Annotated in this window: 28 protein-coding genes; 13 read left to right on the top strand and 15 right to left on the bottom strand. The window is 51.3% G+C overall.

Features of this window, described 5'->3' with window-relative positions; genetic code table 11:
* Positions 1-39: 39 nt before the first annotated feature.
* The 6 genes from HZU75_RS03105 (at position 40) to HZU75_RS03080 (ending at position 6844) form a co-directional block, all read left to right on the top strand.
* Positions 40-2112, top strand: coding sequence for a carbon starvation CstA family protein (locus HZU75_RS03105; protein WP_180307738.1), 2073 nt, complete (start codon positions 40-42; stop codon positions 2110-2112).
* Positions 2105-2482 (top strand): YbdD/YjiX family protein, encoded by a 378-nt coding sequence (locus HZU75_RS17620; RefSeq protein ID WP_373279631.1) that lies wholly within the window; start codon positions 2105-2107, stop codon positions 2480-2482. Before HZU75_RS03105 ends, HZU75_RS17620 begins: the two co-directional genes overlap by 8 nt.
* A 363-nt stretch (positions 2483-2845) precedes the next feature.
* Positions 2846-2989, top strand: a complete 144-nt coding sequence (locus HZU75_RS03095) for a DUF2256 domain-containing protein (protein WP_180307737.1) — start codon at positions 2846-2848, stop codon at positions 2987-2989.
* Complete coding sequence (locus HZU75_RS03090; protein ID WP_180307736.1) at positions 2986-4521, top strand: cryptochrome/photolyase family protein; 1536 nt, start codon at positions 2986-2988, stop codon at positions 4519-4521. Before HZU75_RS03095 ends, HZU75_RS03090 begins: the two co-directional genes overlap by 4 nt.
* Complete coding sequence (locus tag HZU75_RS03085) at positions 4518-5534, top strand: NAD(P)/FAD-dependent oxidoreductase (RefSeq protein WP_228028177.1); 1017 nt, start codon at positions 4518-4520, stop codon at positions 5532-5534. The genes HZU75_RS03090 and HZU75_RS03085 overlap by 4 nt, the downstream gene beginning before the upstream one ends.
* Before the next feature lie 23 nt (positions 5535-5557).
* Positions 5558-6844 (top strand): DASH family cryptochrome, encoded by a 1287-nt coding sequence (locus HZU75_RS03080; RefSeq protein WP_180307735.1) that lies wholly within the window; start codon positions 5558-5560, stop codon positions 6842-6844.
* A gap of 104 nt (positions 6845-6948) precedes the next feature.
* Here the strand turns inward: HZU75_RS03080 and chrA are convergent, their stop codons facing one another.
* From chrA to HZU75_RS03060, 4 genes are all read right to left on the bottom strand, one after another.
* Entirely contained in the window at positions 6949-8313 is a 1365-nt protein-coding gene (chrA, locus tag HZU75_RS03075; RefSeq protein ID WP_180307734.1) for a chromate efflux transporter, read from the bottom strand.
* The gene (locus tag HZU75_RS03070) at positions 8310-9248 is read right to left on the bottom strand and encodes a chromate resistance protein ChrB domain-containing protein (protein WP_180307733.1); all 939 of its coding nucleotides are present in this window, start codon (positions 9246-9248) and stop codon (positions 8310-8312) included. Before HZU75_RS03070 ends, chrA begins: the two co-directional genes overlap by 4 nt.
* Before the next feature lie 516 nt (positions 9249-9764).
* Positions 9765-10853, bottom strand: coding sequence for an SGNH/GDSL hydrolase family protein (locus HZU75_RS03065; RefSeq protein WP_180307732.1), 1089 nt, complete (start codon positions 10851-10853; stop codon positions 9765-9767).
* A 250-nt stretch (positions 10854-11103) separates the two neighbouring features.
* Positions 11104-11802, bottom strand: a complete 699-nt coding sequence (locus tag HZU75_RS03060; RefSeq protein WP_180307731.1) for a pirin family protein — start codon at positions 11800-11802, stop codon at positions 11104-11106.
* 125 nt (positions 11803-11927) lie between these two features.
* On the opposite strand from HZU75_RS03060, the gene HZU75_RS03055 reads away from it, so the two are divergent.
* A complete protein-coding gene (locus HZU75_RS03055) occupies positions 11928-12848 on the top strand; it encodes a LysR family transcriptional regulator (protein ID WP_228028176.1) in 921 nt (306 codons plus the stop codon).
* Positions 12849-12931: 83 nt separating this feature from the next.
* Here HZU75_RS03055 and HZU75_RS03050 read toward each other — a convergent pair whose 3' ends face one another.
* The 4 genes from HZU75_RS03050 to HZU75_RS03035 all read right to left on the bottom strand — a co-directional run bounded on the left by HZU75_RS03050 (position 12932) and on the right by HZU75_RS03035 (position 15380).
* Entirely contained in the window at positions 12932-13471 is a 540-nt protein-coding gene (locus tag HZU75_RS03050; protein ID WP_180307730.1) for a TIGR00645 family protein, read from the bottom strand.
* 166 nt (positions 13472-13637) lie between these two features.
* Positions 13638-14201 carry a YceI family protein gene (locus tag HZU75_RS03045; protein ID WP_180307729.1) on the bottom strand — a complete coding sequence of 188 codons (564 nt, stop codon included), beginning with the start codon at positions 14199-14201 and terminating at the stop codon, positions 13638-13640.
* A 36-nt stretch (positions 14202-14237) separates the two neighbouring features.
* Positions 14238-14795 (bottom strand): YceI family protein, encoded by a 558-nt coding sequence (locus HZU75_RS03040; protein WP_180307728.1) that lies wholly within the window; start codon positions 14793-14795, stop codon positions 14238-14240.
* 24 nt (positions 14796-14819) lie between these two features.
* The gene (locus tag HZU75_RS03035; protein ID WP_180307727.1) at positions 14820-15380 is read right to left on the bottom strand and encodes a cytochrome b; all 561 of its coding nucleotides are present in this window, start codon (positions 15378-15380) and stop codon (positions 14820-14822) included.
* Positions 15381-15584: 204 nt separating this feature from the next.
* Between HZU75_RS03035 and HZU75_RS03030 the strand changes: the two genes are divergently transcribed.
* Positions 15585-16235: a carbonic anhydrase gene (locus HZU75_RS03030; protein ID WP_180307726.1), complete on the top strand. Its 651-nt coding sequence runs from the start codon at positions 15585-15587 to the stop codon at positions 16233-16235.
* Positions 16236-16288: 53 nt separating this feature from the next.
* Here HZU75_RS03030 and HZU75_RS03025 read toward each other — a convergent pair whose 3' ends face one another.
* Both HZU75_RS03025 and HZU75_RS03020 read right to left on the bottom strand, forming a co-directional pair.
* Complete coding sequence (locus HZU75_RS03025) at positions 16289-16789, bottom strand: glutathione peroxidase (RefSeq protein ID WP_228028175.1); 501 nt, start codon at positions 16787-16789, stop codon at positions 16289-16291.
* A gap of 118 nt (positions 16790-16907) precedes the next feature.
* A complete protein-coding gene (locus HZU75_RS03020; protein ID WP_228028174.1) occupies positions 16908-17759 on the bottom strand; it encodes a Cof-type HAD-IIB family hydrolase in 852 nt (283 codons plus the stop codon).
* A 121-nt stretch (positions 17760-17880) separates the two neighbouring features.
* Here HZU75_RS03020 and HZU75_RS03015 point away from each other — a divergent pair, with 121 nt between their 5' ends.
* The gene (locus HZU75_RS03015) at positions 17881-19050 is read left to right on the top strand and encodes a BaiN/RdsA family NAD(P)/FAD-dependent oxidoreductase (RefSeq protein WP_180307724.1); all 1170 of its coding nucleotides are present in this window, start codon (positions 17881-17883) and stop codon (positions 19048-19050) included.
* A gap of 533 nt (positions 19051-19583) precedes the next feature.
* Here the strand turns inward: HZU75_RS03015 and dapB are convergent.
* Positions 19584-20384 carry a 4-hydroxy-tetrahydrodipicolinate reductase gene (gene dapB, locus HZU75_RS03010; protein WP_228028173.1) on the bottom strand — a complete coding sequence of 267 codons (801 nt, stop codon included), beginning with the start codon at positions 20382-20384 and terminating at the stop codon, positions 19584-19586.
* Positions 20385-20852 (bottom strand): outer membrane protein assembly factor BamE, encoded by a 468-nt coding sequence (locus HZU75_RS03005; protein WP_228028172.1) that lies wholly within the window; start codon positions 20850-20852, stop codon positions 20385-20387.
* A gap of 102 nt (positions 20853-20954) precedes the next feature.
* Between HZU75_RS03005 and fur the strand changes: the two genes are divergently transcribed.
* Genes fur through HZU75_RS02990 form a run of 3 tightly spaced genes read left to right on the top strand, consistent with a single transcriptional unit; the run spans position 20955 to position 22851 of the window.
* A complete protein-coding gene (gene fur / locus HZU75_RS03000) occupies positions 20955-21380 on the top strand; it encodes a ferric iron uptake transcriptional regulator (protein WP_180307723.1) in 426 nt (141 codons plus the stop codon).
* 21 nt (positions 21381-21401) lie between these two features.
* A complete protein-coding gene (gene aat / locus HZU75_RS02995; RefSeq protein ID WP_180307722.1) occupies positions 21402-22106 on the top strand; it encodes a leucyl/phenylalanyl-tRNA--protein transferase in 705 nt (234 codons plus the stop codon).
* A 22-nt stretch (positions 22107-22128) separates the two neighbouring features.
* On the top strand, positions 22129-22851 hold the full coding sequence (locus HZU75_RS02990; RefSeq protein WP_180307721.1) for an arginyltransferase: 723 nt from the start codon (positions 22129-22131) through the stop codon (positions 22849-22851).
* Positions 22852-22926: 75 nt separating this feature from the next.
* Here the strand turns inward: HZU75_RS02990 and HZU75_RS02985 are convergent, their stop codons facing one another.
* The 3 genes from HZU75_RS02985 to HZU75_RS02975 all read right to left on the bottom strand — a co-directional run bounded on the left by HZU75_RS02985 (position 22927) and on the right by HZU75_RS02975 (position 25294).
* The gene (locus HZU75_RS02985) at positions 22927-23466 is read right to left on the bottom strand and encodes an NADPH-dependent FMN reductase (protein ID WP_180307720.1); all 540 of its coding nucleotides are present in this window, start codon (positions 23464-23466) and stop codon (positions 22927-22929) included.
* Positions 23467-23546: 80 nt separating this feature from the next.
* Positions 23547-24287 carry an alpha/beta fold hydrolase gene (locus HZU75_RS02980; RefSeq protein ID WP_180307719.1) on the bottom strand — a complete coding sequence of 247 codons (741 nt, stop codon included), beginning with the start codon at positions 24285-24287 and terminating at the stop codon, positions 23547-23549.
* Positions 24284-25294, bottom strand: a complete 1011-nt coding sequence (locus HZU75_RS02975; protein ID WP_180307718.1) for a M14 family zinc carboxypeptidase — start codon at positions 25292-25294, stop codon at positions 24284-24286. The genes HZU75_RS02980 and HZU75_RS02975 overlap by 4 nt, the downstream gene beginning before the upstream one ends.
* 151 nt (positions 25295-25445) lie before the next feature.
* Here HZU75_RS02975 and HZU75_RS02970 point away from each other — a divergent pair, with 151 nt between their 5' ends.
* A complete protein-coding gene (locus tag HZU75_RS02970) occupies positions 25446-26528 on the top strand; it encodes an enoyl-CoA hydratase/isomerase family protein (RefSeq protein ID WP_180307717.1) in 1083 nt (360 codons plus the stop codon).
* The last annotated feature ends 98 nt before the right edge of the window (positions 26529-26626 follow it).

The following is a 26626-nucleotide window of genomic DNA, read 5'->3' as shown; positions in this document are numbered from 1 at the left end:
AATATCAGCGTGTCATAAACTTAGCTACTGAGGTCGGGTATGAGCTCAATCAAGCAATGGGGTGCTTGGATGGCGATTGCGCTAGTTGGCGCATTTTCGTTCGCCATGTTGGCGCTATCACGCGGTGAACACGTCAACGCGGTGTGGTTGGTGCTGGCGGCGATCAGCTGTTACAGCATTGCCTATCGGTTTTATTCCAAATTTATCGCTGAAAAAGTGTTCGAGCTCGACGATAGTCGGCTCACGCCTGCGGTGCGTCGTAACGATGGCCTCGATTATGTGCCGACCAATAAATGGGTGCTGTTTGGCCACCATTTTGCGGCGATTGCTGGTGCTGGCCCGCTGGTGGGGCCGATTCTGGCGGCGCAGATGGGCTTTTTGCCCGGTACGATCTGGATCTTGGTTGGCGTGATGCTCGCTGGCGCGGTGCAAGACTTCTTGATTTTGTTTATTTCCACCCGCCGCGATGGTCGTAGCTTGGGCGAAATGGCCAAGCAGGAACTCGGTACGATTCCGGGCTTTATTGTGATGGTCGGCGCGCTGGGTGTGATGATTATCATCTTGTCAGCGCTGGCACTGGTCGTCATTAAAGCTTTGGCCGAAAGCCCTTGGGGCGTGTTCTCGATTGCTGCGACGATCCCGATTGCCTTGTTTATGGGCGTGTATATGCGCTATATCCGTCCGGGGCGCATTGGTGAGATTTCCGTGATTGGCTTTGTGCTGATGATGGCGGCTATTATTTACGGCGGTGATATTGCGGCTCATCCATACTGGGGCCCATTCTTCACGATGACTGGCCCGCAGCTCACCATTGCCTTGGTGCTGTATGGGTTTATCGCGTCGGCCTTGCCGGTGTGGTTATTGCTTGCGCCACGGGATTACTTGTCGACTTTCCTGAAAATCGGCGTAATTGCTGGTTTGGCTGTTGGTATCGTGTTTGCTGCGCCAGAACTCAAAATGCCGGCGTTGACGAAGTTTATTGATGGTTCTGGCCCGGTATTCTCAGGCTCCTTATTCCCGTTCCTGTTTATCACCATTGCCTGCGGCGCGATTTCAGGCTTCCACGCGCTAGTTTCATCAGGTACGACGCCAAAACTGGTCGAAAAAGAAAGCCATATGCGCATGATTGGCTATGGCTCGATGCTGTGCGAATCATTCGTAGCGATCATGGCGCTGATTTGTGCTTCGGTGCTCGATCCTGGCGTTTATTTTGCGATGAATTCACCCGCCGCAGTGATCGGTAAAACGGTAGAAAGTGCTTCAACAGTGATTAATGGCTGGGGCTTTTTGATTACGCCGGAAGTGCTGACGCAAATCGCCAAAGACGTCGGTGAGCATTCGATTCTGTCCCGTGCTGGCGGCGCACCAACCTTTGCGGTGGGCATGGCGCATATTATTAGCGATATTTTCAACAGCACGGCGATGATGTCGTTCTGGTATCACTTTGCTATTTTGTTTGAAGCCTTGTTCATCCTGACTGCCGTTGATGCTGGCACACGCGCTTGTCGTTTTATGGTGCAAGACACCGTGGGCGTGTTTATTCCCGGCATGGCAAAAAGCCATTCTTGGGTGGGCAATATGTTCGGTACCGCAGTGGCCGTATCGGGCTGGGGGTTCTTTGTTTACCAAGGGGTGACCGATCCGTTAGGTGGGATTAACACACTATGGCCACTGTTTGGTATTGGTAACCAGATGCTCGCTTCGATGGCCTTGCTGCTTGGCACCGTGGTGTTGTTCAAAATGAAAAAAGAGCGCTATGCGTGGGTGACTTTGCTACCTACTGCGTGGTTGTTCATTACCTCGATGACGGCGGGTTGGCAAAAAATCTTCCATGAAAATCCGAAGATTGGTTTTCTGGCGCAAGCTGATCGCTTTAAAAACGCGATTGCTGACGGCACTCTGCTCGCACCGGCGAAAAGCATCGCTGATATGGAGCGCATTGTGTTCAATAACCAGATCAACGCAGGGCTGTGCGCTTTCTTTATGCTGGTGGCGTTCACCATGCTGATTGCAACAGTGATTCACGTTCGGAAAGCACTTGGCCATGCTCAACCGACCGTGAATGAAATTGGCGGCGCGGCGAATTTGCAGCCCGAGGCCAGCCGTGCTTGATCTTAGCTTTTTGCTACCAGCTGCTGCCCGCGCTGAGCGGGTAGCGCTCAGCGACGAGACTTTTCAGGATGAATATGATCGCTACGTGGCCGAGCAGCGATTAACTAATCCGTATGGTGTGCTAATGAGCCCGGATGATTTCCGCCGCTATAGTTTGGGGTCTAACTGGCTCACTGGCTTAAAAGATACGGCGCAAAAAGTGGTGCAGACGTGTCGATTGATGGTTGGGATTCATGATTATGAATATTACGTCGATCACATGCGCAGCCAGCACCCTGGAGCCACACCGTTCACGCGAGAAGAGTTTCATCGTTACTGTTTAGATGCCCGTTTCCCCGGGGCTGGTAATGTCAATAAATGCCCGTGCTAAGTCGCTGGGCAGAACCGAAAACCCCTAGTTATGGCTAGGGGTTTTTATTGGGTATTGCGTTGTGATCTTTGCAAAATATTGATCTCAAAGAGATACACCTATAGGTATTTGCGAGTGCCGATCTGTAACCCGTTGGCTAAGGCCTGATCGCCCGTTGTTGTTCGGTTTGAGCTGCGCAAATCAGCATTGGATAATTGGGTGGTTACCTGATGGTTTTTATTATTACTATGTAGTAGCATTGATCCCTTAATACGGAGTCACAGCTGATACAGCGGCGCTATTTGTCTCACTTCTATCTATGGGTATGGCCCGCTAGATCCCAATGAACATTACTTTGGCAGCAATACCCACGGTTTAATTCTCATGGCACACCATAAACTACATTTGCCGCAAAAAATCTGTCCCGTGTGTTTGCGTGCTTTTGTCTGGCGCAAAAAGTGGGAAAAAAACTGGGAGGCAGTGAAATACTGCAGCGTTCGGTGTGCTAAGCGCAGGAGTGTGGGATGAGTACGCTCAGATTGCTATTGGGTGATCAGCTCAATATCCGGCATAGCTGGTTTTCGGCGACCGAGCGCAGCCGCAGCGATGTGCTGTATGTGCTGATGGAGCTGCGTAGCGAAACCGATTACGCCTGGCACCATGCGCAAAAAGTGCTGGGTATTTTTGCTGCGATGCGCGGCTTTGCGCAGGCTTTGCAGCAAGCGGGTTATCGGGTGCGTTATTTCAAAATTGGTGACGCCGATAATCAGCAGGATTTCCTTCAGAACTTGCGCCAGCTGGTTGCCAGTGAGCAGATCACGCAGCTGGAGCGGCAGCAGGCCGATGAGTTTCGCGTGGAGGCGATGCTCCAAGCGGCGCAGGATGAGCTGGGCATTGCGGTTAACGTCGTCGATTGCGAGCATTTTCTAGTTGATCGCGCTGCGATTAGCCAGCAATTTGCGCACAAAATTCCACGCATGGAGTTTTTTTACCGCGCGCTGCGCAAGCAATATCGAATTTTGCTCGATGAGCACGGCCAGCCGCTGGGTGGGCAGTGGAATTTTGATCAGGACAACCGCAAACGCTGGTCTGGCCAGCCGCCTGCACCGGCTTGGCTGGCGCATCCCAAAGATTTAAGTGAGTTGTGGCAAGAGATTGAGGCCGCCGGGATTAAAACCATCGGCGAGCCGCAGGCGGCGAACTTTGGCTGGCCGATCAGTCGTAGTGAGGCTAAAGCAACGCTGGCCGTGTTTACGGCGCAGGCCTTGCCACATTTTGGCGCGTATCAGGATGCGATGAGTACCGCGTCGCCCACGCTGTTTCATGCCGGTATTTCGTTTGCGCTCAATCTGAAATTGCTGCACCCGCTAGAGGTGATCCATGCCTCACTGGATGAATTTGCCGCTGGGCGCGTTTCGCTTTCGACGGTGGAAGGTTTTGTGCGGCAGATATTAGGCTGGCGCGAATTTGTTCGCGGGGTGTATTGGGCGCGCATGCCCGGCTATGCGCAACTGAATGAATTGCAACATCAGCGCGACTTGCCACGCTGGTATTGGGATGGTCAGACGCGGATGAACTGCCTTAAACACGCGATTGATCAGTCCTTGGCTTTGGGTTATGCCCATCATATTCAGCGGTTGATGGTCACTGGCAATTTTGCGCTACTGGCCGGGATAGACCCAGATCAGGTCGATGCGTGGTATCTGGGGATTTATGTGGATGCCTTTGAGTGGGTTGAAATGCCCAATACCCGTGGGATGAGCCAGTATGCCGATGGCGGCCTGCTCGGCAGTAAACCGTATGCCGGATCGGCCAGCTATATCAGCAAAATGAGTGATTATTGCAAGGGTTGCCACTATCAGGCCAAGTTGCGCCACGGCGATGGCGCTTGCCCATTCAATAGCCTGTATTGGCATTTTCATCAGCGCCATGCGCCACGTTTGCAAAATAATCCCCGCTTGGGAATGACTTACCAAACCTGGCGCAAGATGCCAGCGGATGAGCAGCAAGCCACTTTGCTCCAGGCCGAGCAGTATTTGCAGCAGATTGATCAATTGTGAGCATCAGTAAAAAAGGGTTTAGCGTGCAGGCAGATGCAAGATGGGATGTGATTGTGATCGGCGCGGGGATGGCTGGCCTGAGTGCGGCGCAGCGGCTACAGGCCGCCGGCAGGCGAGTGTTGGTGCTGGATAAATCACGTGGAATCGGCGGGCGAATGGCCACCCGACGTAGTGATACGGCGCAGTGGGATCATGGTGCGCAATATTTCACCGCACGTTCAGCTGCTTTTCGTCGGCAAGTAGCACATTGGCTGCGAGCTAGGGTGGTCTGCGCTTGGACTGCACCGGTATATGCGTGGGATGGGCAAACGCTAGGCGAAAGCTCGCCGCAGCAGCGTTTTGTTGGTATACCTGCGATGAATGCGCCTTTACGCCAAATGGCTGAGCCGTTGCAGGTTTTGCCCAATGTCGAAGTCGATGCGCTGCAAGCACACGCACTGGGCTGGCAGGTGCAGGCGGGTGATCAGTGCTGGGTCGCCACACAAGTAGTACTGGCAATCCCCGCACCGCAAGCTGCCAAGCTGATTCCAACTGCCCATCCTGCCTGGCCGCTAGCTGCGCAGGCACAAATGCAGCCTTGCTGGGCGGTGATGGTGAGCTGCGCGCATGCGATTCAACTGCCTTTTGCTGCGGCGTTTATCAATAGCGGGCCGCTGGGCTGGATCGCGCACGATAGCAGTAAAGCGGGCCGCGCTGGGGAGCACTGGGTACTCCATGCTAGCCCCGAATGGTCGCAGGCGCAGCTAGAGCAATCAGCTGAAGTAGTCAGCCAATTGCTCAGTGCAGAGTTCAGCCGTTTGCTGCACGGCTGGGGGGCACCCGCAGCAGAGTTTACACACCTGGGAGCGCACCGTTGGCGCTATGCACGCGGAAGCTGCGAGCAGCCGGTGCCCCAGCAGGCGACATCCGGCTTGATGCTGGCTGGCGACTGGCTGGAAGGTGGGCGCGTTGAAGGCGCGTATTTATCCGGTCTAGCTGCCGCCGAAGCTTTGCTGGCTAGCGCAGCGCAGTGAGCCGTTCAAACGGGATGAAAAAAATGCGGACTGCCATTTACTGGTTTCGGAATGATCTACGGCTGGCTGATAATCCAGCGCTGCAGCAAGCCTGCGCGCAGGCCGAACAGCTGGCTTTGGTCTATTGCTTGCCACCCGATGAAAATACGGCGTGGGGGTTTGTTCGTGTAGATCAGCACAGAAAAGCTTTTCTAGCTGATACCCTTCAGGATTTGGCTGCACAGTGCCAGCAGTTGGGGCAACAGCTGCTGATTATCTACGGCAAGCCCGAGCAGGTGTTACCCGCGCTCATGCAGTCTTTGGCGGCCGAGGCGATTTATTGCGAAGCCATTTTTGCACCTGAAGAAATCGCGCAATGTCAGGCATTACGCGCGCAAAATTGCCTGCTGCATACGGTGTGGCAGTCGAGCATGCTGGACCCTGCCCGCTTGCCGTTCGCACCCGAACAGTTACCGCTGGTTTTTACTACTTTTCGCCAGCAAATCGAGGCCGCCGCAATTACACCACCCGCGCCTTTGGCTGCGCCCAGCGCATTGCCGCCTGCGCCAGCGCAAATTCACGATTATCCAGCACCCGATTGGCTAGCGCTGCGTGGCGAGCCTGTTGTGGATGCTCGCAGCGCTTTTCCCTATGCCAGCGCAGCTTGGCGTGGCGGGGCAAGCTGTGGATTAGCGCATCTACAGCGCTACTTTGCCAGCGGTTTGGCTGATCAGTACAAGCAAACGCGTAATGGCCTGATTGGCACTGATTATTCGTGCAAGTTTTCGCCATGGCTGGCTACGGGGGCGATCTCGGCCCGGCAGATTCTACAGACCTTGCGCGAGCATGAAGCCCAAGTCGGCGCGAATGACAGTAGCTATTGGATCTGGTTTGAATTGCTATGGCGCGATTATTTCCGCCTGCTGCATTGGCGCTTTGGCGCTCAGCTTTATCGCGCTGGTGGCTTAAAAGGGCGGCTTGAGCAGCCGCATCACCCTGAGCAATTTGTGCGCTGGTGTCAGGCCGATACCGGCCAGCCATTCATCGACGCTGCTATGCGTGAGCTTGCCGCGACAGGCTATTTATCCAACCGAATGCGGCAGAATGTCGCCAGCTATCTGATTCATGATTTGCAATGCGATTGGCGCGCCGGTGCTGCTTGGTTCGAAGCGCAGCTGCTTGATTACGATGTGTATAGCAATCAGGGCAATTGGTTGTATCTGGCAGGGCTCGGTACGGATCCGCGCCCAAACCGGCGTTTTAATACGGATAAGCAAGCCAAAATGTACGACCCTGATCAGGGGTATATCAAGCTATGGCTTGATAATTAATATTTGGGATTCAATACCCTGCCATCTACTGCTGATGATGACCAAGCCGATTTGGCTTTAGCCATCGCCGCCAACGCCAATCTACACGCAAAGTGCAGTTGGTTTTATACGAGCAATTTGGCTGCCAGCCCAAGGAACGCGCTGCCGATGATGACCTGAATTACGCTTCGGCGGAACTTGAACAAGGCGATGGCGGCAAGCGCTGAAATAATCAACGCTATCCAATCTAGCCCCGCCAAACTTGCGGCTAAATCTGGGCTAAAGCCGTGGGGCCACCAGACGTGATAGCCAAAAAACAAGGCCAAATTCAAAATCACTCCGACCACGGCAGCGGTGATGGCAGTGAGTGGGGCGGTAAACTTCAGATCGTTGTGGGTACTTTCAATCAGTGGTCCACCCGCCAAAATAAAGATAAATGAGGGCAGAAACGTAAACCACGTGACCAGTGTGGCCGCCAATGCGCCAGCCCAGAATACGTAGTCAGAGCCAAACACGGCTTGCACATAGCCGCCGATAAAGCCCACGAATGCCACCACCATAATCAAAGGGCCGGGGGTGGTTTCGCCTAAAGCCAAACCATCCATCATCTGAGTTGGGCTTAACCATTGATAGTGTCCCACTGCTCCTTGATACACATAGGGCAGTACTGCGTAGGCGCCGCCAAAGGTGAGGAGGGCTGCTTTGGTAAAAAACCAGCCCATTTGGGTTAGGGTATGTTGCCAACCAAACAGGCCGTAGAGTAGCCCCATTGGAACGAGCCACAGTAAGGCTGCAATGGCAATAATCTGCACTAAGCGAGACCAACGGAAAATTGCATGCTCGGGTGTTGGCGTGTGATCATCGATTAGTGCTGGTCCATACGATGGCTTCGCTGTGCTGTGGTGTCCGCCGCCAGCCGTAAATTTAGCGGGAGCCAGTCGTCCGCCCAGATATCCAAGTAGCGCTGCGCTAGCCACAATCAGCGGAAAAGGCACGTTGAAAGCAAATATCGCCACAAAGGAAGCTGCAGCAATCGCCCAAAGCAAATTATTTTTCAGCGCCCGTGAGCCGATCCGATGTGCCGCTTGCACCACGATGGCGGTGACCGCCGGCTTAATGCCATAAAATAAACCCGCCACCAGTGGTACATTGCCAAACGCAATATAGATCCAAGATAGTGCAATGAGTATAAGCAGAGAAGGCAATACAAATAACACGCCTGCGGCAATACCCCCTCGCGTTTTATGCATCAGCCAGCCAATATAGGTGGCTAATTGTTGTGCTTCAGGGCCGGGAAGCACCATGCAATAATTCAGCGCGTGTAAAAAACGCCGCTCCGAAATCCAGCGCCGATTTTCTACCAACTCTTGGTGCATGATCGCGATTTGCCCGGCGGGGCCGCCAAAGCTGATCAAGCCCAATTTCAACCAAAATAAAAAGGCCTGCCAAAAGCTGACCGCCGCAGGTGTAGTGGGCTGTTGGGTGTTCATGAGGTCGCTGTTCCGGTAGCAAAACTGCTTAGCAGTGCATCAAAAATAGGGCTGGCAGCCCGTAAAAGTTGATCATCATCGTTTAGTGAGTTGCGCAAACCAGCCAAGATGGTTTCAACCCCCGCGGCTTCCGGTGGCGCGATGCCGCCCACATCCAGATAGTGCACGATGGCCGCTAGCCGCTGAAGGCCTATAGCTTGCAGCTCAAAGCTTGCCAGCATCACTTCAAAACTCACCCGATGCCCCAAGTGGCTGAATTCGGCACCATCGAAATCAAAGCCAATCGCCGTGGCAGGACAATCCACGACGGAGTTAAGCCAGAGAATTTGTGCTTCAGGGTCAATAAAGCGGCGAATGAGCCAGGCACATGCTAAACGATCTACCCATGGGCGTTGTCGTGTCGCCCAGATACGGCCACGATAATCGCGGAAGTTACGTTGGATTAGCTGCGCGCTGCCCGCCACCGGCTCATCGGGCGCGATGATCCGAGCCAGTGCGAACTCCAGTTCTTGTAGTGCATTGGCGGTAGATTGCTGGCTTGTATCGGGGAAAAAATCAATCAGGCTCACGGCATTAAATGCTTTCCGCAGCTTGCGCACGGACTTGATCAATTCTTGAGCATTAACAGCACTGAGTTGATTGTGCAGCGCCGCGATTTCACGCTGTAGGGCGGCATACTCAGCGCTGCGATCGAATAGCTGACTAAACTCTGCCGCTGATTGATTGGCTAGCTCAAATACATAAGCCGAGCCACCTGTAGCTTGTACAGCATTGGCGATGGAGTCTAAGGTTGGCCGGCCAGCAGCTGTTGCCGGCATCAGGTACACCCCGTCGCGCAGTACTGCGGCCCCCGAGGTTTTGAGCGCACGCCAAGCCCGCATCCGCGCGGTGGCGTTTTCAGTCGGCAAGCTGAGGATCAGAATGAGGAGATTCATTTGGTAGAGATTAAAACAATTTTGTATTTAACTCTACGATATTGATCACTAGCTAGGGTCTGACATGCGCTAAACGGTGATTGTGGAACTTACTTAATTCGATGATCTGCTTATGCCGCATCGCCATCTAAATAATCCAACCACAACTGAATCCAAATGGGGGCTGGCGGAATAATGTGTTGAGTTAAGGCTAGATTTTCAGCTTCCAGTACGAGCATGATGTTTCCCAAAGTAGATAAATAACATCGCCAACATCCTCCTTTTTGTGCGATGCAACATTGACGAGGGTCAAGCTTGGATAGCTCTTAACGAATTGGGCCGATGAGCTGCAAATACTTATTTTAAAAGTATATTTTTGTAATTTTTGGGTAATTTTTTGGTGGGTTTTTCCCAGTGTTTTTGAGCGGGAATGTTAGTTTTGGCGGGGGTATCGCAATGTGCAACATGAATCTGCTGCTGGATATATGATCAGTGAAACCCCCACCGCAGCAATCGCTGCAGTGGGGATAAATAGGCTTACCAGTTAAGTTTGAGCGCTTGAATCTGCTCAAGTAATTGCTGTGCCACCTGCTGGTGATCGGCCAGATTGGGGTGCCACTGACAGCCAGTGAGCTGTAGCGGTTCCAGTGGCAAATAATGAATTCGCTGATTGCCGGCGGCGTGTTCGGCCTCGACCACGGCACGCACATTCGGGCGCTGTTGATCATCGGGCCAGAGCTTCATCGCGGTGACAATAATCTGTGGCTGCTGATAACGGCTATTGAGCTCTTTAATCAGTTGCCGATACGCGGCCTGAAAATCAGTGGCCAGTTGTTCAGTATTGCGTTTTTCCCCGGCATTCACTGGCGTGGAAAAATCATTAATCCCCAAGCCAATGACCACCAATTGTGGTTGCCAGCGCGCATCAGGTTTGCTGGTGCTGTCGGTGTGTAATTGCCGAGCGTAAAAAGTACGGAAGTCCCGATCTGGCAGGTTGCCATTCCAGTTACGAATCAGCCCCATGCCAGACATCGCGTTGGTCTGCCATTGCGCGCCAAGTTGTCGTGCCACTTGAATCGCAAAGCCTTGGCTGATGTCGGTGGTGCTACTGATTTCGCGTTCGTTGCAGTCGCGTTTAGTCGATAAATTGGCCAAGGCGGCAGTAAATGAGTCACCGATAAATTCAATTTTACGGCTCGCTGCTGCGGGCGCGGCCAGCCATTGGCCATCTTCAAGGACCAAGCCGTAGACGGTGCCCACGTAGTCTGGGGTTTCATTGCGTCGAATCAGCTCGATGCGATGTTCGCCTGCGGCGAGTTTGCGCAGCCAAATGGTGCGTTTTCCACTGGCAGGTGCAATTTGTTCTACCGCTTTGCCATCGATTTCTACTGCGTAATAGCTGCGTTCATCATTAAGCACGACCCCCACGGCGCTACCTTTGAACTGTGCAGTCAAGGTGACGCCAGGCCAGGTGGCTTGTAAGCGATCAGCGCTTTGCTGCCAGCGCCCACTGAGTAACCAAGGTGGGCTAGTGCTGTCGGCCGCGTGAATTGGGCCAGATAAAAAACTGGCGCATAGCGCCAAGCTCACTGCGGTGCAGGTGCTGGTGATTTTTATAGTCTGCATAAAGGTCTCCTCTGTGCTGACTATTGTACTGAGGCAAGGTGAAAAAGGCCGTGTCCAAAGCTAACAAGCCATTTGTCCTAATCTGGCTTGTGTGACCTGCCTTACCAGCGGTGATTGCTAGTTCGCTTGGCGCAAAAATAAGATGATTTAAGGGGGGCGTATTGCCGAAAAGGCTATATTGATATTGCTTGGTAAGAATATACCCAGAAGGGTATTTGGCCTCTCTGCCGAGGCAGAGAGGCTTGCGTGTTTAAAATAAATCGAACACCAAAACTTCAGCGCCACGGCCTTGCTTAAGTGTTAAAGCCGTTTCATGGCTTAGCATCGCCGCATCACCCGCTTTGAGCTCGATACCATTCACTTCCAGACTGCCACGTGCGATATGCACATACAATTTTCGCCCGATTTGAATGGCTTGCTCTAGCGCCTCTTCGCCATCAAACAAGCCGGCATACAGTCGCACATCTTGGTGAATCAGCACCGAGCCATCACTGCCATCGGGGCTGGCGACCAAACGTAATTGCCCGCGTTTATCTGCATCGGAGAAGATTTTCTCTTCGTAGGATGGCGCAATGCCTTTTTGACCCGGAATGATCCAGATTTGCAGCAAATGTGTTTCTTCGGTTTCGCTTGGGTTAAATTCGCTGTGACGAACGCCCGTTCCCGCACTCATTCTTTGCACATTACCGGGGCGAATCACCGAGCCATTGCCCATGCTATCGCGATGCTCGATCGCGCCACCCAGCACATAAGTGATGATTTCCATATCCTGATGCGGATGCATGCCAAAGCCCATACCAGGAGCGATCCGGTCATCATTGATCACTCGCAGCGCACCAAAATGCATATGGGCTGGGTCATAGTATTCGGCAAATGAGAAACTAAAGTTGGAGTCGAGCCAGCCATGATTAGCGTGCCCACGTTCTTCTGCTTTGCGTAAAGTGATCATTGTTATCTCCTTCAATCTATTTGAACTCTGTATGCCATAATAAGCGTGCTATCGCGGCTTTGATAGCCAAAAGATCTGCCTGAATTATTCAAATTTTTCGATCTAGCAATGCGAGGTGCTGACAGATGTTGCGTTTGAGTCTGGAGTCGCTGGAAATCCTTGATGCCATTGCGCGTCGTGGCAGCTTTGCTGCTGCTGCCGAGGAAGTGCATCGGGTGCCATCAGCGGTGACCTATATGGTACGCAAGCTCGAAGATGATATGGGCGTACCGATTTTTGATCGCAGTGGTCATCGTGCGCAACTCACCGCTGCTGGCGTTGAGTTACTCAACGAAGGGCGGCATTTATTACGCGCAGCCAATGAGCTGGAATGCCGCATCAAACGCATTGCAACCGGCTGGGAAACCGAGCTGGCGATTGTGGTGGATACGATTATTCCTGTGACCCTGCTGTGGCCATTGCTCAAGCAGTTTGATGCGCTTAACTCTGGTACCCGGGTGCGCTTGTTGCATGAATCGCTAGGGGGCAGCTGGGAGGCTTTGCTGGAACGCCGCGCCGATATTGCGGTTGGCGCCATTGCACAGGGGCCGTCCGGCGGTGGGTATTCGACACATGCGCTGGGCGAGTTTCGCAGTGTTTTTGTTGTGGCGCCCGACCATCCTCTGGCCAACGCTGCTGAGCCCTTATCTGCGCAGGTGCTGATGCAACATCGGGCCGTGGTGGTGCCCGATAGTGCCCGCCAGATGCCGACTTATTCCTACAATATTTTATCGGGACAGGATATTTTGCGCGTGCCCAGTATGGCCGATAAAGTCGCCGCCCAAGTCGCGGGGCTGGGTTGCGGGTATTTGCCATTACCTTGGGCGAAACCTTATCTGGACAGCGGTGCGCTGGTGATCAAAGCAGTTTCAGAGGTGCGGCCACAATCGCGGCTGTGCCATGCCTGGCGCAGTCAAGATGCTGGGCAGGCACTGAAATGGTGGGTGGAAACATTAACCAGTACCGACGCAATTCAGCACTGGTTAGCGACGGGTGACTTAGAATAGGTTGTTGTGATGGCTAGGGTATAGGTCTGTGGTTATTAGTGCTTGAGGCCAAGACGACAATACCCTAGCTTGTGAGGCTGTATTTAGTGCTGTGCGGGTTGTGATACCGAATGCAGCAGCTTATCGGTATAAGCCAGCGCGGCGGCGGAAACGAGGAAGGCCAAGTGAATGATCACCTGCCATTTCATCGTGGCCTCAGCCATTTGGGCTGCGTTGATAAAGGTTTGCAGCAGGTGAATCGAAGAAATACTGATAATCGCCATGCTCAGTTTCACTTTCAAAACTGTCGCATTCACGTGATCTAGCCATTCGGGTTGATCTGGGTGGCGATCAATCCGCAAGCGCGATACAAAGGTTTCGTAGCCACCCACGGTCACCATCAGCAATAAATTGGCAATCATCACCACATCAATCAAGCCTAAAACCGCCAGCATGATCTGGGTTTCCGAGAGGGTGGTCAGATTGCTCATCATATTGTAAAGCGCAGCAAGGAATTTATACGCATAAACGCCTTGTACGATGATTAAACCCAGATAAATCGGTAATTGCAGCCAGCGGCTTGCAAAAATCACCTTCCCCAATAGCGGGGTGGTTTCGGTGGCGGCGTATGGGTGTTGTTCCATCGGTATAAATCCTGTGTAGTGCTTTGGTGTGCAATTGTCGCTGTTGTCTGCTGGCATCGCAAGTTGGCAGGCTGGCAGTTGCAATACAAAACCCCTTTGTGCCTAGCGGCAACAAAGGGGCAGGGGTTGGCGCACGGCCAACTGCAATTAGCAAACTACGGTGTGATTATTTGCTGGCTTCAACTTGAATGCGTAGCGTAACTTCATCGCTCACGGCTGGCACATAAGCGGCCATGCCAAATTCGCTACGTTTGATCGTGGCAACCGCATCTGCACCACAAGCTGGTTTTTTGCTCATCGGGTGAGGAGCGCATTTGAAGCCGGTAATATTCAAAGTTACGGGTTTGGTCACGCCAAGCAATGTGAAATCGCCCGTCACGCTGCTGAGTTTGTCGCCATCAAATTTAAAGGTTTTGCCTTTGAAAGTAATGGTTGGGAATTTTTCAACATTGAAGAAATCTTCACTCGACAAGTGTTTATCACGTGCAGCCCAACCCGTGTTTAAGCTGCTAGCGTCGATCGTGATATCAGCGCTGCCGGTTTTTTTCTCTTGATCCAGCGTGATGGTACCGCTAGTTTTTTGGAATGAACCGCGTTGAGTCGAGTAACCCAAGTGGTTGATTTCAAAGCTGGCGAAAGTGTGTGATGGGTCAACGTTAAAAGTTTCAGGTGCTGCAACGGCGCTCAAAGCTGCGGCAGACAAAATAGAAGCCAAAATCAATTTTTTCATGTGTATTACTCCTAGTGGGTATGTTGATGCAGCCTTTTATTGGCCAGCTTTACCGGTTAATACCAGTTTAAATTTCACGGTAACTTCATCAGCTACGGTGCCTGTGTCAGCCCAAGCGCCATCACCGAGTTTGTAATTCAGGCGCAGCAGCGGCACTGAGCCTTCCAGTACCAGCTCGGCACCTTGCTGCTTGGCGGTCATTTGGCCCACGACATCACGGCTAATACCTTTGATGGTCAATTTGCCTTTAGTTTCAAATTTGCCCCCGCCGAGTGCTTTCACACTGGTGGCCGTGAAAGTGCCTTTGGGGTTAGCTGCGACATCAAACCAGGCCTTTTTCTTGGCTTCGGCATTGCCGTCTGGGCCGCCCACATCAATACTGGCTAGATCAATGACGATCTGTGCTTTGGCGCTTTCCGGTTTGGCGGGGTCAAAATCGATCGCTGCGGTGTAGTTTTTAAAAAAACCATCCGCTGGGGTATTCATTTGGCTAAAGGTAAAGCCGATACGGCTTTTTTGTGGCACTACGGTTTGGGCTGCTTGGGCCCCAAACGCGCCAAGAAGTAGCGTGGCAGCAAGGATTGAACGCATCATGGTGTTAATCTCCGGTCAGTAAGTTTATTTTTTCAAGAAAGGTAACATCCGCGCCAGCGTACCATCCTTATCAATTAGATAGTGTTTCAAGGCGCCAGCCACGTGAAGGGCAATACACAGCATCAAGCCATTGGCGAGAAATTCATGGATTTCTTTTAGCGTATGAGCCAAAGCTTCATCTTTGCCGATCAAGTCGGGCATTTGCCACACGCCGTACAGCATGACTGGGTAGCCTTTGGCGGAGGTGAGTAACCAACCCACCAGTGGTAACGCCAGCATCAATAAATACAGTAAGTGATGCACGCCAACAGCCAGCTTGCGTTGCAGTACCGGCAAATTCGGATCGACTGCTGGTGTGCCGCGAATCAATTTGTAAGCAAAACGGACGGCAAATAATATGAGTACCGTAATACCTGCCCATTTGTGCCAAGCGATCAACTGCAGCTTAAGCTTGAATGTCGCAGGGGCCAGTGGCGTATTGTCAAACGTCCAGACCAAAATAAACGCCGCTAGAATCAGCAAGGCGCTTAGCCAGTGCAAAGCAATTTGCAGCGCGTTGTAATTGCTGGGTGCAGATGATTTCATTCGAGTTCCTTATTCAGTAATTCTGAATCTGAGTTGGATATTAAATGCGAATACTTCCTATTGATAGCAAAAATACTTGTATTGACTATTCAAAAAATTTGAACCAAATCAGCTTTGCTAGCCGGTAAATGCAATTGCCAGCGCAGGAGTACGTGAAAACCAGTAGAATTGCGGCAAAAGCTAACTACGCAACTCAGGGGGAAGATGGAAGACATTGAAAAGTTTATCGGTGGGTTTCGCCGCTTCCAGCATAAGTACTTTGGTGAACATAGCTCATTGTTTGAAGAACTCAAGCAAGGGCAGAACCCGAAAACTTTGTTGATTGGTTGTTCTGATTCACGGGTTGATCCCGCATTATTGATGGATTGCGACCCGGGTGATTTGTTTGTAGTGCGTAATGTGGCCAATCTAGTGCCGCCGTATGAAACCGATGGTGCTTTCCACGGGGTTTCGTCGGCGATTGAATACGCGGTTGAGCATTTAGAAGTCAGCAAAATTATTGTCTTGGGCCACTCTGCCTGCGGTGGTATCCGTGCGCTGATGCAAAACCCCGAATCTAAAACTGAAGCCAATTTTGTTGGTCGCTGGGTACGCATTGCCGATGCTGCGCGTGAGCAGGTAAGGCGTGAGCTGGGCCACAAAGAAGAAGAGCGGCAGATTCGCGCTTGCGAAATGGCGGCTATTATTGTTTCGCTTGATAATTTGATGAGCTTTCCATTTATTGCCAAACGGGTTGAGGCAGGTAAATTGAGCTTGATTGGCTGGTATTTCGATATTCAGCAAGGCGCGTTGTATGACTTTGACCAAAGTATCAATCGCTTCCGTACTTTGGTGACTTCTATTTCTACCAAGTAATCCGGTGCTGCTGCATGTAAAAAGCCCACCAGATTTGGCGGGCTTTTTTACGCTTATTTTTTAGGTAACCAACCTTCGATTTTGCTGATGATTTCTTTGTCATCCGGCTCGGTCAGCGAGCTATACGCCGTGACCGTTTTACCATCCGGCGCGATGAGATATTTGTAGAAATTCCATTTCGGGCTGGTGTCGGCGGCTTGGATTAGTTTCTGATAGAAAGGATTCGCATTTTTGCCGGTAACGCTGGATTTTTCCATCATCGGAAATTCCACCATATAGGTCAGTTTGCAAAAGTCACCAATCTGCGCGTTGCTTTCCAATTCCTGCTTAAAATCATTTGAGGGAAAGCCGATCACTAGCAGCCCGCGCCCTTTGTACTTGTCGTACATTTGTTCCAGCTTGGTAAATTGTTTGGTAAAGCCACACTTGCTGGCGGTATTGACGACCAAAATCGGTTTGCCCGCATACTGGCACAAATCAAAGGGTTGGCCTTGCAAGGTCTTAAATTGATGTTGGAGTATGGGGCTGCAGGCAGCGCTGGCCAATCCGCTCATTAAGATACCTCCGATAAGTATTGCAAATCGCATGATCATGGCTCCAGGATTGTTGGTGGATCATACTCGGCTTAGCGAGCAAAACCGTTCCAGTGCTGCCTTTTCAGACTTGAAGGACTTAAAACAGTTCCTTAAACATACTCCGCAATTGCGTTGCCACGCCATGTTTATCATTACTGCCGATCACAGGCAAATTGGGGTGAGCTGCTTTTAGCTTTTCACTGGCGTTGGCCATCACAAATGCAGTGCCTGCCACCCCCAGCATCTCGATGTCATTTTGTCCGTCACCAAAAGCAATGCAGTGGGCCTTATCAGAATCAAGGCGTGCTAGCACCGCCTGTAAGGCATGGCCTTTGGATACGCTAGGCGCCATGACTTCCAAGCAATCGTGCGCAGAGAAGGTAATGTAAACCTGACCACGGTATTGGGCGAGAATATTGGCTTCGATTTGGCTCAAGGCCTCGTGCTCACCAATGTACAAAATCTTGGCGATCCCTTCGCCCGAGTGGTTTTTTAGATCGCAGACTTGATAGCTAAAACCAGAGTCTTTGTAATAAACGCCAACCAATTCGGGTGTTTCTTTTTCTACCAGCCAACCTTCATCCACATAGGCATTGAGTAAAGAACCCGCTGAAATGGCGGGTTGCATTAATGTTCTGGCTAAGTCTGGCGCAATATTCTCGGCATAAATTTCTTGGTCATCCGGTGCATGCACGCGTGCGCCATTGGAGGTGATTAAGTGCGCCGCTACACCTAATACGCTGCGAATGCCTTTGACATCGAGAAAATGCCGACCAGTTGCAATCGTGATATTGATGCCGTTGGCTGCCAGTGTTTGAATGGTTTCGGCAGTAAAAGGATCAACTTTGTGTTCGGCATCGAGCAAGGTGCCATCTAGGTCGGTAACAATCATCGTGTGCATGTAAAAACGCTCCAGCGTGGTGAGTTCTTCCATTTTACGCCATCGCATGGGGGCCGCGCCTGCGTAATAATGCCAATGGGGTTATACCCTAGTAGGTGAGCGCTTTTAGCGATCCGAGTGCGATGCAGGATTAAGCAGGTACAATGCGCTCTTGCGATGAGGTTTGAATATGTTTGAAACGGATGTAGTGATTATTGGTGCTGGCGCGGCTGGCTTAATGTGCGCAGCAACGGCTGGGCAGCGTGGGCGTCGAGTGGTCTTGGTCGATCACAGCACCAAGCTGGCTGAGAAAATCCGTATCTCGGGTGGTGGGCGCTGCAATTTCACCAATCTGAATATTCACCCCGATTGCTACATCTCCAACAATCCGCATTTTGTTAAATCGGCACTCAAGCAATATACCCAGCATGACTTTATTGGCATGGTGTATCAGCATGGGCTGACTTTTCACGAAAAAACGCTAGGCCAGTTATTTTGTGATCAAAACTCGGACGGCATTATTCAGATGCTGAAAGACGAAGTGGCCAAAGGCGAAGTGACTTGGCGCATGGGCACCAGCATCACCAGTGTGGTCGCGGCAGAAGCAGGTGGATTTATCGTTGAAACTAGTCAGGAAACTTGGCATTGCCAATCGTTGGTGATCGCAACGGGCGGGCTGTCGATTCCACAGATTGGTGCGACGGCATTTGGCTATGAAATAGCCAAACAATTTGGTCTCAATATCGTGCCGCAAAGCGCAGCCTTGGTACCATTGACCTTTCAGCCCGAAGATTTATGGCCCGAATTGGCTGGCGTGGCGATCGAAAAAGCCGTCGTTTCATGCCAAAACCAACAGTTTCGCGAAGCAATTTTATTCACGCATAAAGGCGTTTCTGGTCCGGCCATTTTGCAGATTTCGAGCTACTGGCAGCCCGGCGAATTGATCGAAATTGATCTGATTCCAGATCTAGATTTACAAGATTTTTTTGCTAATGCCAGCCGCGATGCTTTGTTATCGACGGTCTTGTCCGATGTGTTGCCAAAACGATTTGTACAGGTATGGCTGCAAACTAAAGGTGAAGTAAAGCCTTTGAAGCAATACTCCACCAAAGTATTGCAAGAGCTCGAGCAGCAGTTACATCACTGGCAAGTCAAACCATCGGGCACAGTCGGCTACAAAAAAGCCGAGGTGACTCGCGGTGGCGTCGATACCGATGAGTTGTTATCCAAGACGATGATGGCGCGAAAAGTGCCGGGCTTGTACTTCATCGGCGAGGTGGTTGATGTGACCGGCTGGCTGGGCGGTTACAATTTTCAATGGGCTTGGTCGTCGGGATATGTTGCAGGATTGAATATTTAGGACTAGAGTAATACTACAGCAACAAAACAGGAGGCCAGTTTGGGATTCGATAAGTTGTTGTTAAAAACTGAAGCACAGGAGGCCAATTTGAATAATTGTTTTCTCGCTGTTTTAGTACCCAGCCGTAAAGGCTAGCCCTGATCAATACATTGATCTAGAAGCAAATGGTTTTCGGTATAAGGCAGTCACGGTACTCGCCTCAATCAATGAAATACCGAGCCAGCCACGAGTGCCAACCAGTACTCGTTGATCTTTAGATGACGTTCTTTCGTAGTGGCATGTGTCGTAGATCGTTGCGCAGCATCTTTGCTGCCATTGCAGTACTGTTTAGATCCAAGTTAATGACTAACTTTTAACAGTTTTAAATGCATTCAAGGTAGTTTGATCTACGAGAAGTCGATTGTATGTTGTAGGAAAGAGCGAATAATCAGGATGTTGAATTGCCGCAATGATTATTCATTTCATCGAAGGAAAGATAAAAAGCGAGGCCGTTTCTGACCTCGCTTTTTTACGTCTTGCGTCCGTGCTTGGCTTTAATTTAAACCTAACACATCCTTCATGTTGAAGTGCCCCGCTGTTTTGCCCGCCAAAAAGCGTGCTGCGCGCAGGCTGCCTTGTGCATAAATCGTGCGATTACTGGCTTTGTGGGTTACTTCGACACGTTCACCTGCTCCGGCAAACACGACCGTATGGTCTCCAATCACATCGCCGCCACGCAGCGCTGCAAAACCAATTGTGCCATCCTGGCGCTCGCCTGTAATGCCTTCACGTGACCAAACTGCGACGTCTTTCAGTGCCTTATCCCACGCTTTAGTCACAGCTTCGCCCATTGCAATCGCAGTGCCCGATGGTGCATCCACTTTGTGTTTGTGGTGCATTTCAACGATTTCAACGTCGTAACCTTGGTTGAGCACGCCTGCGGCAATTTCCAGTAATTTGAATACCAGATTGACACCAACGCTCATATTATAAGCCGACACAATGGCGATTTTTTCGCTGGCGGCGGCTACGGCTGCGCGGCCTGCTTCATCAAAGCCGGTGGTGCCGATAATCATATTCACGCCGTAGGCTTGGCAGGCCTTGAGGTGCTCTAAAGTGCCTTCAGGGCGGGTGAAGTCGATAATCACATCCGCGCCATCGAGCGCAGCAAGGTCGCTGGCAATTAATACGCCGCTATTTTTTCCGAGAAACGCAGTAGCATCTGTGCCAATGCTGTCGCTACCCGCGCGGTCAAGTGCGGCGAATAATTGTGCGTCTGGCGCTGCAATAACAGCTTCGATCAGCATGCGGCCCATACGGCCACTGGCACCGGCAATGGCGATTTTCATCGTCATTTAGAATCCTTTATCGATAAGTGGTTTTACTTCAATGTCTTTGCTGCCCGGATTAGCGGGGTCGGCTTTCATACGCATCAGGTCATCTGCCGCAGCTGGAGCACTGGCACGGTTTTTCAGTGCAGTACGTGCTGCTGGCTCAGGTAGTACATCACCTTGCCATGAAGTCACCAGATTGTTTTCAAAAAACACGGTAAATCGTTTCTGGGCTTTGACGGTACCGGCTTTTTGATCGCGGTAAACATATTCCCAGCGATTCTGGTGGAAAGGGTCAACCAATAAGGGGGTGCCTAAGACAAAACGCACCTGTGCTGGCGTCATTCCGACCTTCAGATTTTCAACCTGGTCAGCAGTTAACTCATTGCCCTGCGGAATATCCAGCTTATAAGGCGTGATGAAATTGACTACGCTGCAACCTGTCATTAACAGGCCACTACTGAGGATTACAGTTAAGATTCTAGCCTTCATGCTCGTACGCTTCACTGTTAGGGTCGGTGCGCGGCACCGAAAAACGCTATATGATAACCGTATTGCGCCAACACCGCACATTTGGAAAGTGGGAAAATTAAAATGAGCAAAGCAGCTGAATTAAAAGGCATGGGTTTAAAGGCCACTGGCCCGCGTTTGAAAATTCTGAATTTGTTTGAAACGAGCACTGAACGCCATCTGACGGCTGAAGATGTGTATCGTTTATTGTTGGCGGAAGAAATCGATGTTGGTTTGGCCACGGTGTATCGCGTACTGACCCAATTTGAGCAGGCTGGCATTTTAGTACGCCACCATTTCGAAACTGGTAAATCGGTGTTCGAGTTAAACCACGGTGATCACCATGATCATCTAGTGTGCGTTAAATGCGGCAAGGTCGAAGAGTTTTTCGACCCTGAAATTGAAGCTCGCCAAGAAACCATTGCCGAAAAACATGGCTTTCAAATTCAAGAGCACGAGATGTATCTATATGGTTTGTGTGGCGAATGCCAAGTCAAGCCCAAGAAATAACCGCCAATTTGATGCAAAGTCATGATCCCTTGGCTTGATCATCGCCACCAGTTTCCTCCGTTGGCTCAAGCACTGCTTGAGCCCAATGGTTTGCTAGCGGCGGGAGGGGATCTATCTCCATCTCGCCTGTTGGCGGCCTATCGGCAAGGTATTTTCCCGTGGTTTATGCCCGGCGAGCCCATTTTATGGTGGAGCCCCAGCCCGCGGATGGTGTTGTTCCCGGATGAATTGCATATTCATCGCTCACTAGCGAAAGTAATTCGCAACAAAGCCTATCGAATCACCTTTGATACCGCATTTCGTGATGTGATGGCTGGCTGTGCCGCCCCTCGTGGTGAACAGGCTGGCACCTGGATCTCCGATGAAATGATCGAGGCCTACGCAGCCTTGCATCATGCCGGCTACGCGCACAGCTTTGAATGTTGGATTGATGATGAGCTGGTTGGTGGGCTTTATGGCATGGCGATCGGAAAAATGTTCTATGGTGAGTCTATGTTCGCTCGACGAGCCGATGCCTCCAAAATCACCTTTGTGCATGCCGTGCAGTGGTTGGCTGCACAGGGTTTTGGGCTAATCGATTGTCAGATGCATACCGAACACTTAGCCCGCTTTGGTGCAAGGGAAATCAGCCGCGATGAGTTTATGCAACGGCTAACACAGCTGACGGCTCAAAACGATGTGCTTGGTCCCTGGCCCTATCGCTACGAATCATTAGGCGCTGCATAGGCAGGGCCATAACGAGGCCGCTATGAACGATACTTTTCGCAAGCATACGGTGCAGTTACAGTTTTATGCCACCGCGCCGTACCCCTGTAGTTATCTTGAAGATCATGCTGCCCGCTCGCAAGTAGCGGTGCCATCCGATTTAATTAATACCCATGTCTACAGTCAGCTGGTCGAGCAAGGCTTTCGTCGCAGTGGGCAATTTGTCTATCGTCCGTGGTGTGATCATTGCCAGGCTTGTGTGCCAGTACGCTTGCCTGCGAATCAGTTCCAACCCAACCGTACCCAGCGGCGGGTGATGCAGCGCAACCAAAGCCTGAAGGTTCGTCTGATGGATCTCACATTCCGTGAAGAGCACTTTCTTCTGTATCAACGTTACCAGCAGTCACGCCATTCAGGCGGTGGGATGGATCAGGATAATCGCGAGCAGTACGAAAGTTTTTTACTGAAAAGCAATGTAGCGAGTTTTCTAGCCGAGTTTATCGAAGATGGCGAAGTGCGGATGGTGAGCCTGATCGATCAGCTTGATGATGGTATCTCATCGGTATATACCTTTTTTGACCCTGATCTCGCTTCACGTAGCTTAGGGGTTTACAACGTAGTCTGGCAGGTTGGGCTGGCCAAGCAGTTGGGCTTGCCCTATGTTTATCTGGGGTACTGGATTAAAGACTGCCGCAAGATGTCGTACAAAACCCAGTATCAGCCGATTGAAGGCCGTGTGAAAGGCGAGTGGAAAGTGCTCGATTAGCAGTTTAAAAGGGTATACGCATCTAGGTCTTTCTGGTATTGATCTTGAGGAATATACCCTTTAGTTTATTGGTTTTTAACTACTGATCTTTTTCGACCAATCAGCCAGCGCGACTAACTGGGTACGAACATTTTCTTTGATTTTTTCATCAATTACATTGCCATCCGCATCAAATCCGCCGGCAAATGCATTGGCAAATACCTCGGGTTTATTGAGAGGATGCAAGTCGACAAATACGCAGACTTGGCGTAAATGATATTGCGCCCGTGACGTGCCCATGCCGCCGCCAGCACCCATCAAAGCCACGGCTTTACCGGCAAAAATCGTGTTGCCTTCCACGCGCGAAGCCCAATCGATGGCATTTTTTAGCGCTGGTGAGATCGAATAATTGTATTCAGGTCCGCCAAAAATAAAGGCATCAGCCTCTGCCATTTGCGCAAGTAGTTGTTTCACTGCCGCAGGTTGCTCGGTGATATCCGCATTGTAAAAGGGGATTTGGGATAAATCTGCAATGCTAATTTGCATGCCCTCTGGGGCGTTGGCTTGCGCACACCGTAGCAGGCCTTTATTGCTAGATTTGGCACGCAAACTACCGCAAATGGCGAGAACTTTCATAGTGTAATTCCTTTGTTAGGTGTAAGAGGTGGTTGGTAATCAGCCTTCAAGATAGTGCATAGTTGCCCTCGACGGGAGCATTACTTTGAAATTAACTGTGTGCAGATCTGTTGGATGAGCCAGTCTGGCGCATCCAAAGGTAAATCGTGACCAGCGCTGGGGTGGCTGTGTAACGGGCAACCCCAGATTTGGGCCATTTGCTGGCTGCAGCGCGGATCGACTAACTGATCTGCAAGACTATTGAGCAGCAAGATGGGTACTTTCGGTGCGTCATCTCTGCCCCGATAGCGGCAGGCGGCCCAGAGCTGGCGCAGGATATTTGTCTTACTGATTGGGTATTGCGCAGCATAGCGTTGCCACTGTTGCACCGTCTGCTCATTGGCGCTGTAACTGGTTAAGCCTAGAATCTCGCGTTCGCGAGCCGCGCTGGGCAAAATAAGTATCCGGAGCAGTCGTGGCCACTGGCGCCAATTTAAGCGCCGATAGAATGGGCTTTGCTGGCGCAAACTGGTATTGATCAGCGTGCAGCTGGCCAGTGCTGCGGGTTGCTGGTAAGCCCATTCCAGTGCCACCATCGCCCCTAATGAAATGGCAACCACATGGTATGGGCCAGTATGCCCCTGCTGGTTAAGTGTTTGCTGGCAATACCCTGCCATCTGTTGTATGGAGTTATAGCTTTGTTGCTGATTTAGTTCACCATTGCCCGGCCATTCAATGCAGATGATTTGATCATCCGGAAAATGAGCTTGTAGCAGTGGGACAAAGCGGCCCCAATGGCGTGTTTCACGCATTAAGCCTCGCAATAAGACCCAAGTTTTCATGCTCGATACCAGCGATTAAGTGCTTGTTGAGTGAGCTGCGCACGCGCGCTGGCCGCAACCTGCCATTGCTCAAAATCGTGTACTGCCCGGATTAGAAATTCGAATAGCATGAGATGCTTGCGCAGAACTCGTTGTTCCCGATGCGCCACGATGGGATTAAACAATCCATCGAGCGACAGCAATTGACGTGGGTTTTTTTTGATCCACAGCCACGACCCCAATTCCAATGTCAGTGGTAAGAATACCCGTTCAGGTTTACTTAATTGTTGCTGATACAAATAGTCCCAGATATCGCCATGGGTAATGTATTGCCGTGCTTGCGGCTCAATCAGGTAGGGATGGTAGGGATAGCTGCGTTGAAATAGGGCCGCCAGTGAATAAACTTCGGCCAAGTGTGCAATCGGTTGCTGGGTATATGCATACGGAAACCACAGGCGATCGCGCAAACCAAACCCAGAATGGCAATCGAGCGCCAAACTAAATGGGCTACAAAGCAACTGCTCGCGCACTAACTGGCACAGTGCTTGATTCTCTGCGGCCATGGCTTGCCCTAATTGCCCGCGATACCACGGTAAATGGCGACTAATACGATGCCCTCCGAGCAGCCACGGTACTGCTTGTTGTGCATCAATCGGGGCGTTGCGCATTAAATCAACTCCATCTGGGTTACTGCGCCACCCGCGCGCCATTCCAGCCGGATTGACCAGCGGCATAAATACCAGACGAATTTTTTGCAACTGGTGCTGCAAGCTACTATCCCATTCTAACCGTACCAACAAGCTAGCCAGCAGCGAGAGGACAATCTGGCAGCCGATCCGCTCTAGCCCATGTACCCCACCGAAAAAACCCAGCACGGGAGCCTCTGCTGCCCGATTGCCGATACTGAAGCTATACAGCGGGTAACTGTATTCTTCCGAGTTGATTTGCCCGTGTAGCGCAACCACCATGCCGGCGGGTGCGTGGGCTATTAACTCTTCAAGTTGTGCTAATTCGGCCAATTCTCTCATTGTGGTTTATGCCGTGAATCAATGGCTGCACTATAGGTGAGCATCGGTATGCTTGTGTTACAGCTGAGCGCTATAAAGGAAATTACTGCTTGTGCCGCAGGCAAGGCGTGGGCTAAATCTGCAGGACGAATGGCTTGAAAAGGATTTGAGGATGACCGTGCATGTTTCGCTACTGCAATGCGCACAGGGGCAACAAATTGGATGTTTGGCATTAAGTGCGCCCGAGCGGATTAACGCCCAGAATCTGGCGATGGTTCGTCAGATGGATGCCGCATTAGCGCAGTGGCGGGATGATGAGCAGATTGTCGCGGTCGTATTGCTAGGTGCGGGCGAGCGAGGGTTTTGTGCTGGAGGTGATTTGAAAGCCTTGTACTTGGCGATGAGCAAGCCAGAACAGCTTTGTCAGGGCGATGCTTTTTTTAGCGAAGAATATCGCTTATGCCAAACGATCCGTGAATATCCCAAACCTGTTTTAGCATGGGGGCACGGCATTGTCATGGGCGGAGGTTGGGGGCTGTTTGCCGCAGCAAGTCATCGTATTGTTACCGAGTCAAGCCGTTTGGCCATGCCGGAGACCGGGATTGGCTTATTTCCTGATGTTGCCGCGAGCTGGTGGTTGCCAAAGCTCGCTGGTGCAGGCCGTTTTCTGGCGCTAACAGGGGCTGCAATCAATGCTCGTGATGCGATGGCATTAGGCGCTGCGGATTGGCTGCTGCCCGATAGTCAGCGCCACGCTACGCTAATGGCTATGGCGCAGCTAGCTTGGAGCGGTCAATCGGACACGGATGCTGCGTTATTAAGCGAGTTTCTCGATGCGCAGCCTTTACCCGCGCATATACCCGCCGCAAAGTTAACTGCTGAGCCTCAGTACTATCAGCAGCTCAATGCGCTGACACTGCCGCAGGCTTTGGCTTATCTGGCGACATTGGCGCACAGTTCTGACACCTATTTACAGCATGCAGCGCAGCGGGTGCTGAAGGCTTCACCGACTTCACTGTATTTAAGCTGGGCTTTACAGCAGCTATGTGCCCCTAAAACACTGGCACAGACGGTGCAGATCGAAACCTCGATTGCAGCAAGTGCATTGCGCTATGGTGATTTTCAGGCCGGGATCTACAGTACCTTGATTGATCGACAGCTCGCACCCCGTTGGCGCTATCGAACTCCGGCTGAGCTTGATCTGGCTGAAATCGCCACGTATTTCCCTGCGCTACAGCTTGGTATTGAGGATTAATTCCTAACAACTTACCCATTTTGCAAAGATGGCTTGAAACTTTTTTGATTTCACAGCATCTTAGCCACATGTCTGCAAATTGCAGGCCGATGATAAAA

Origin of the sequence: Chitinibacter fontanus, assembly GCF_013423785.1 — a bacterium.
GTDB lineage: Bacteria > Pseudomonadota > Gammaproteobacteria > Burkholderiales > Chitinibacteraceae > Chitinibacter > Chitinibacter fontanus.
This window is presented reverse-complemented; position numbering and strand designations above follow the sequence as displayed.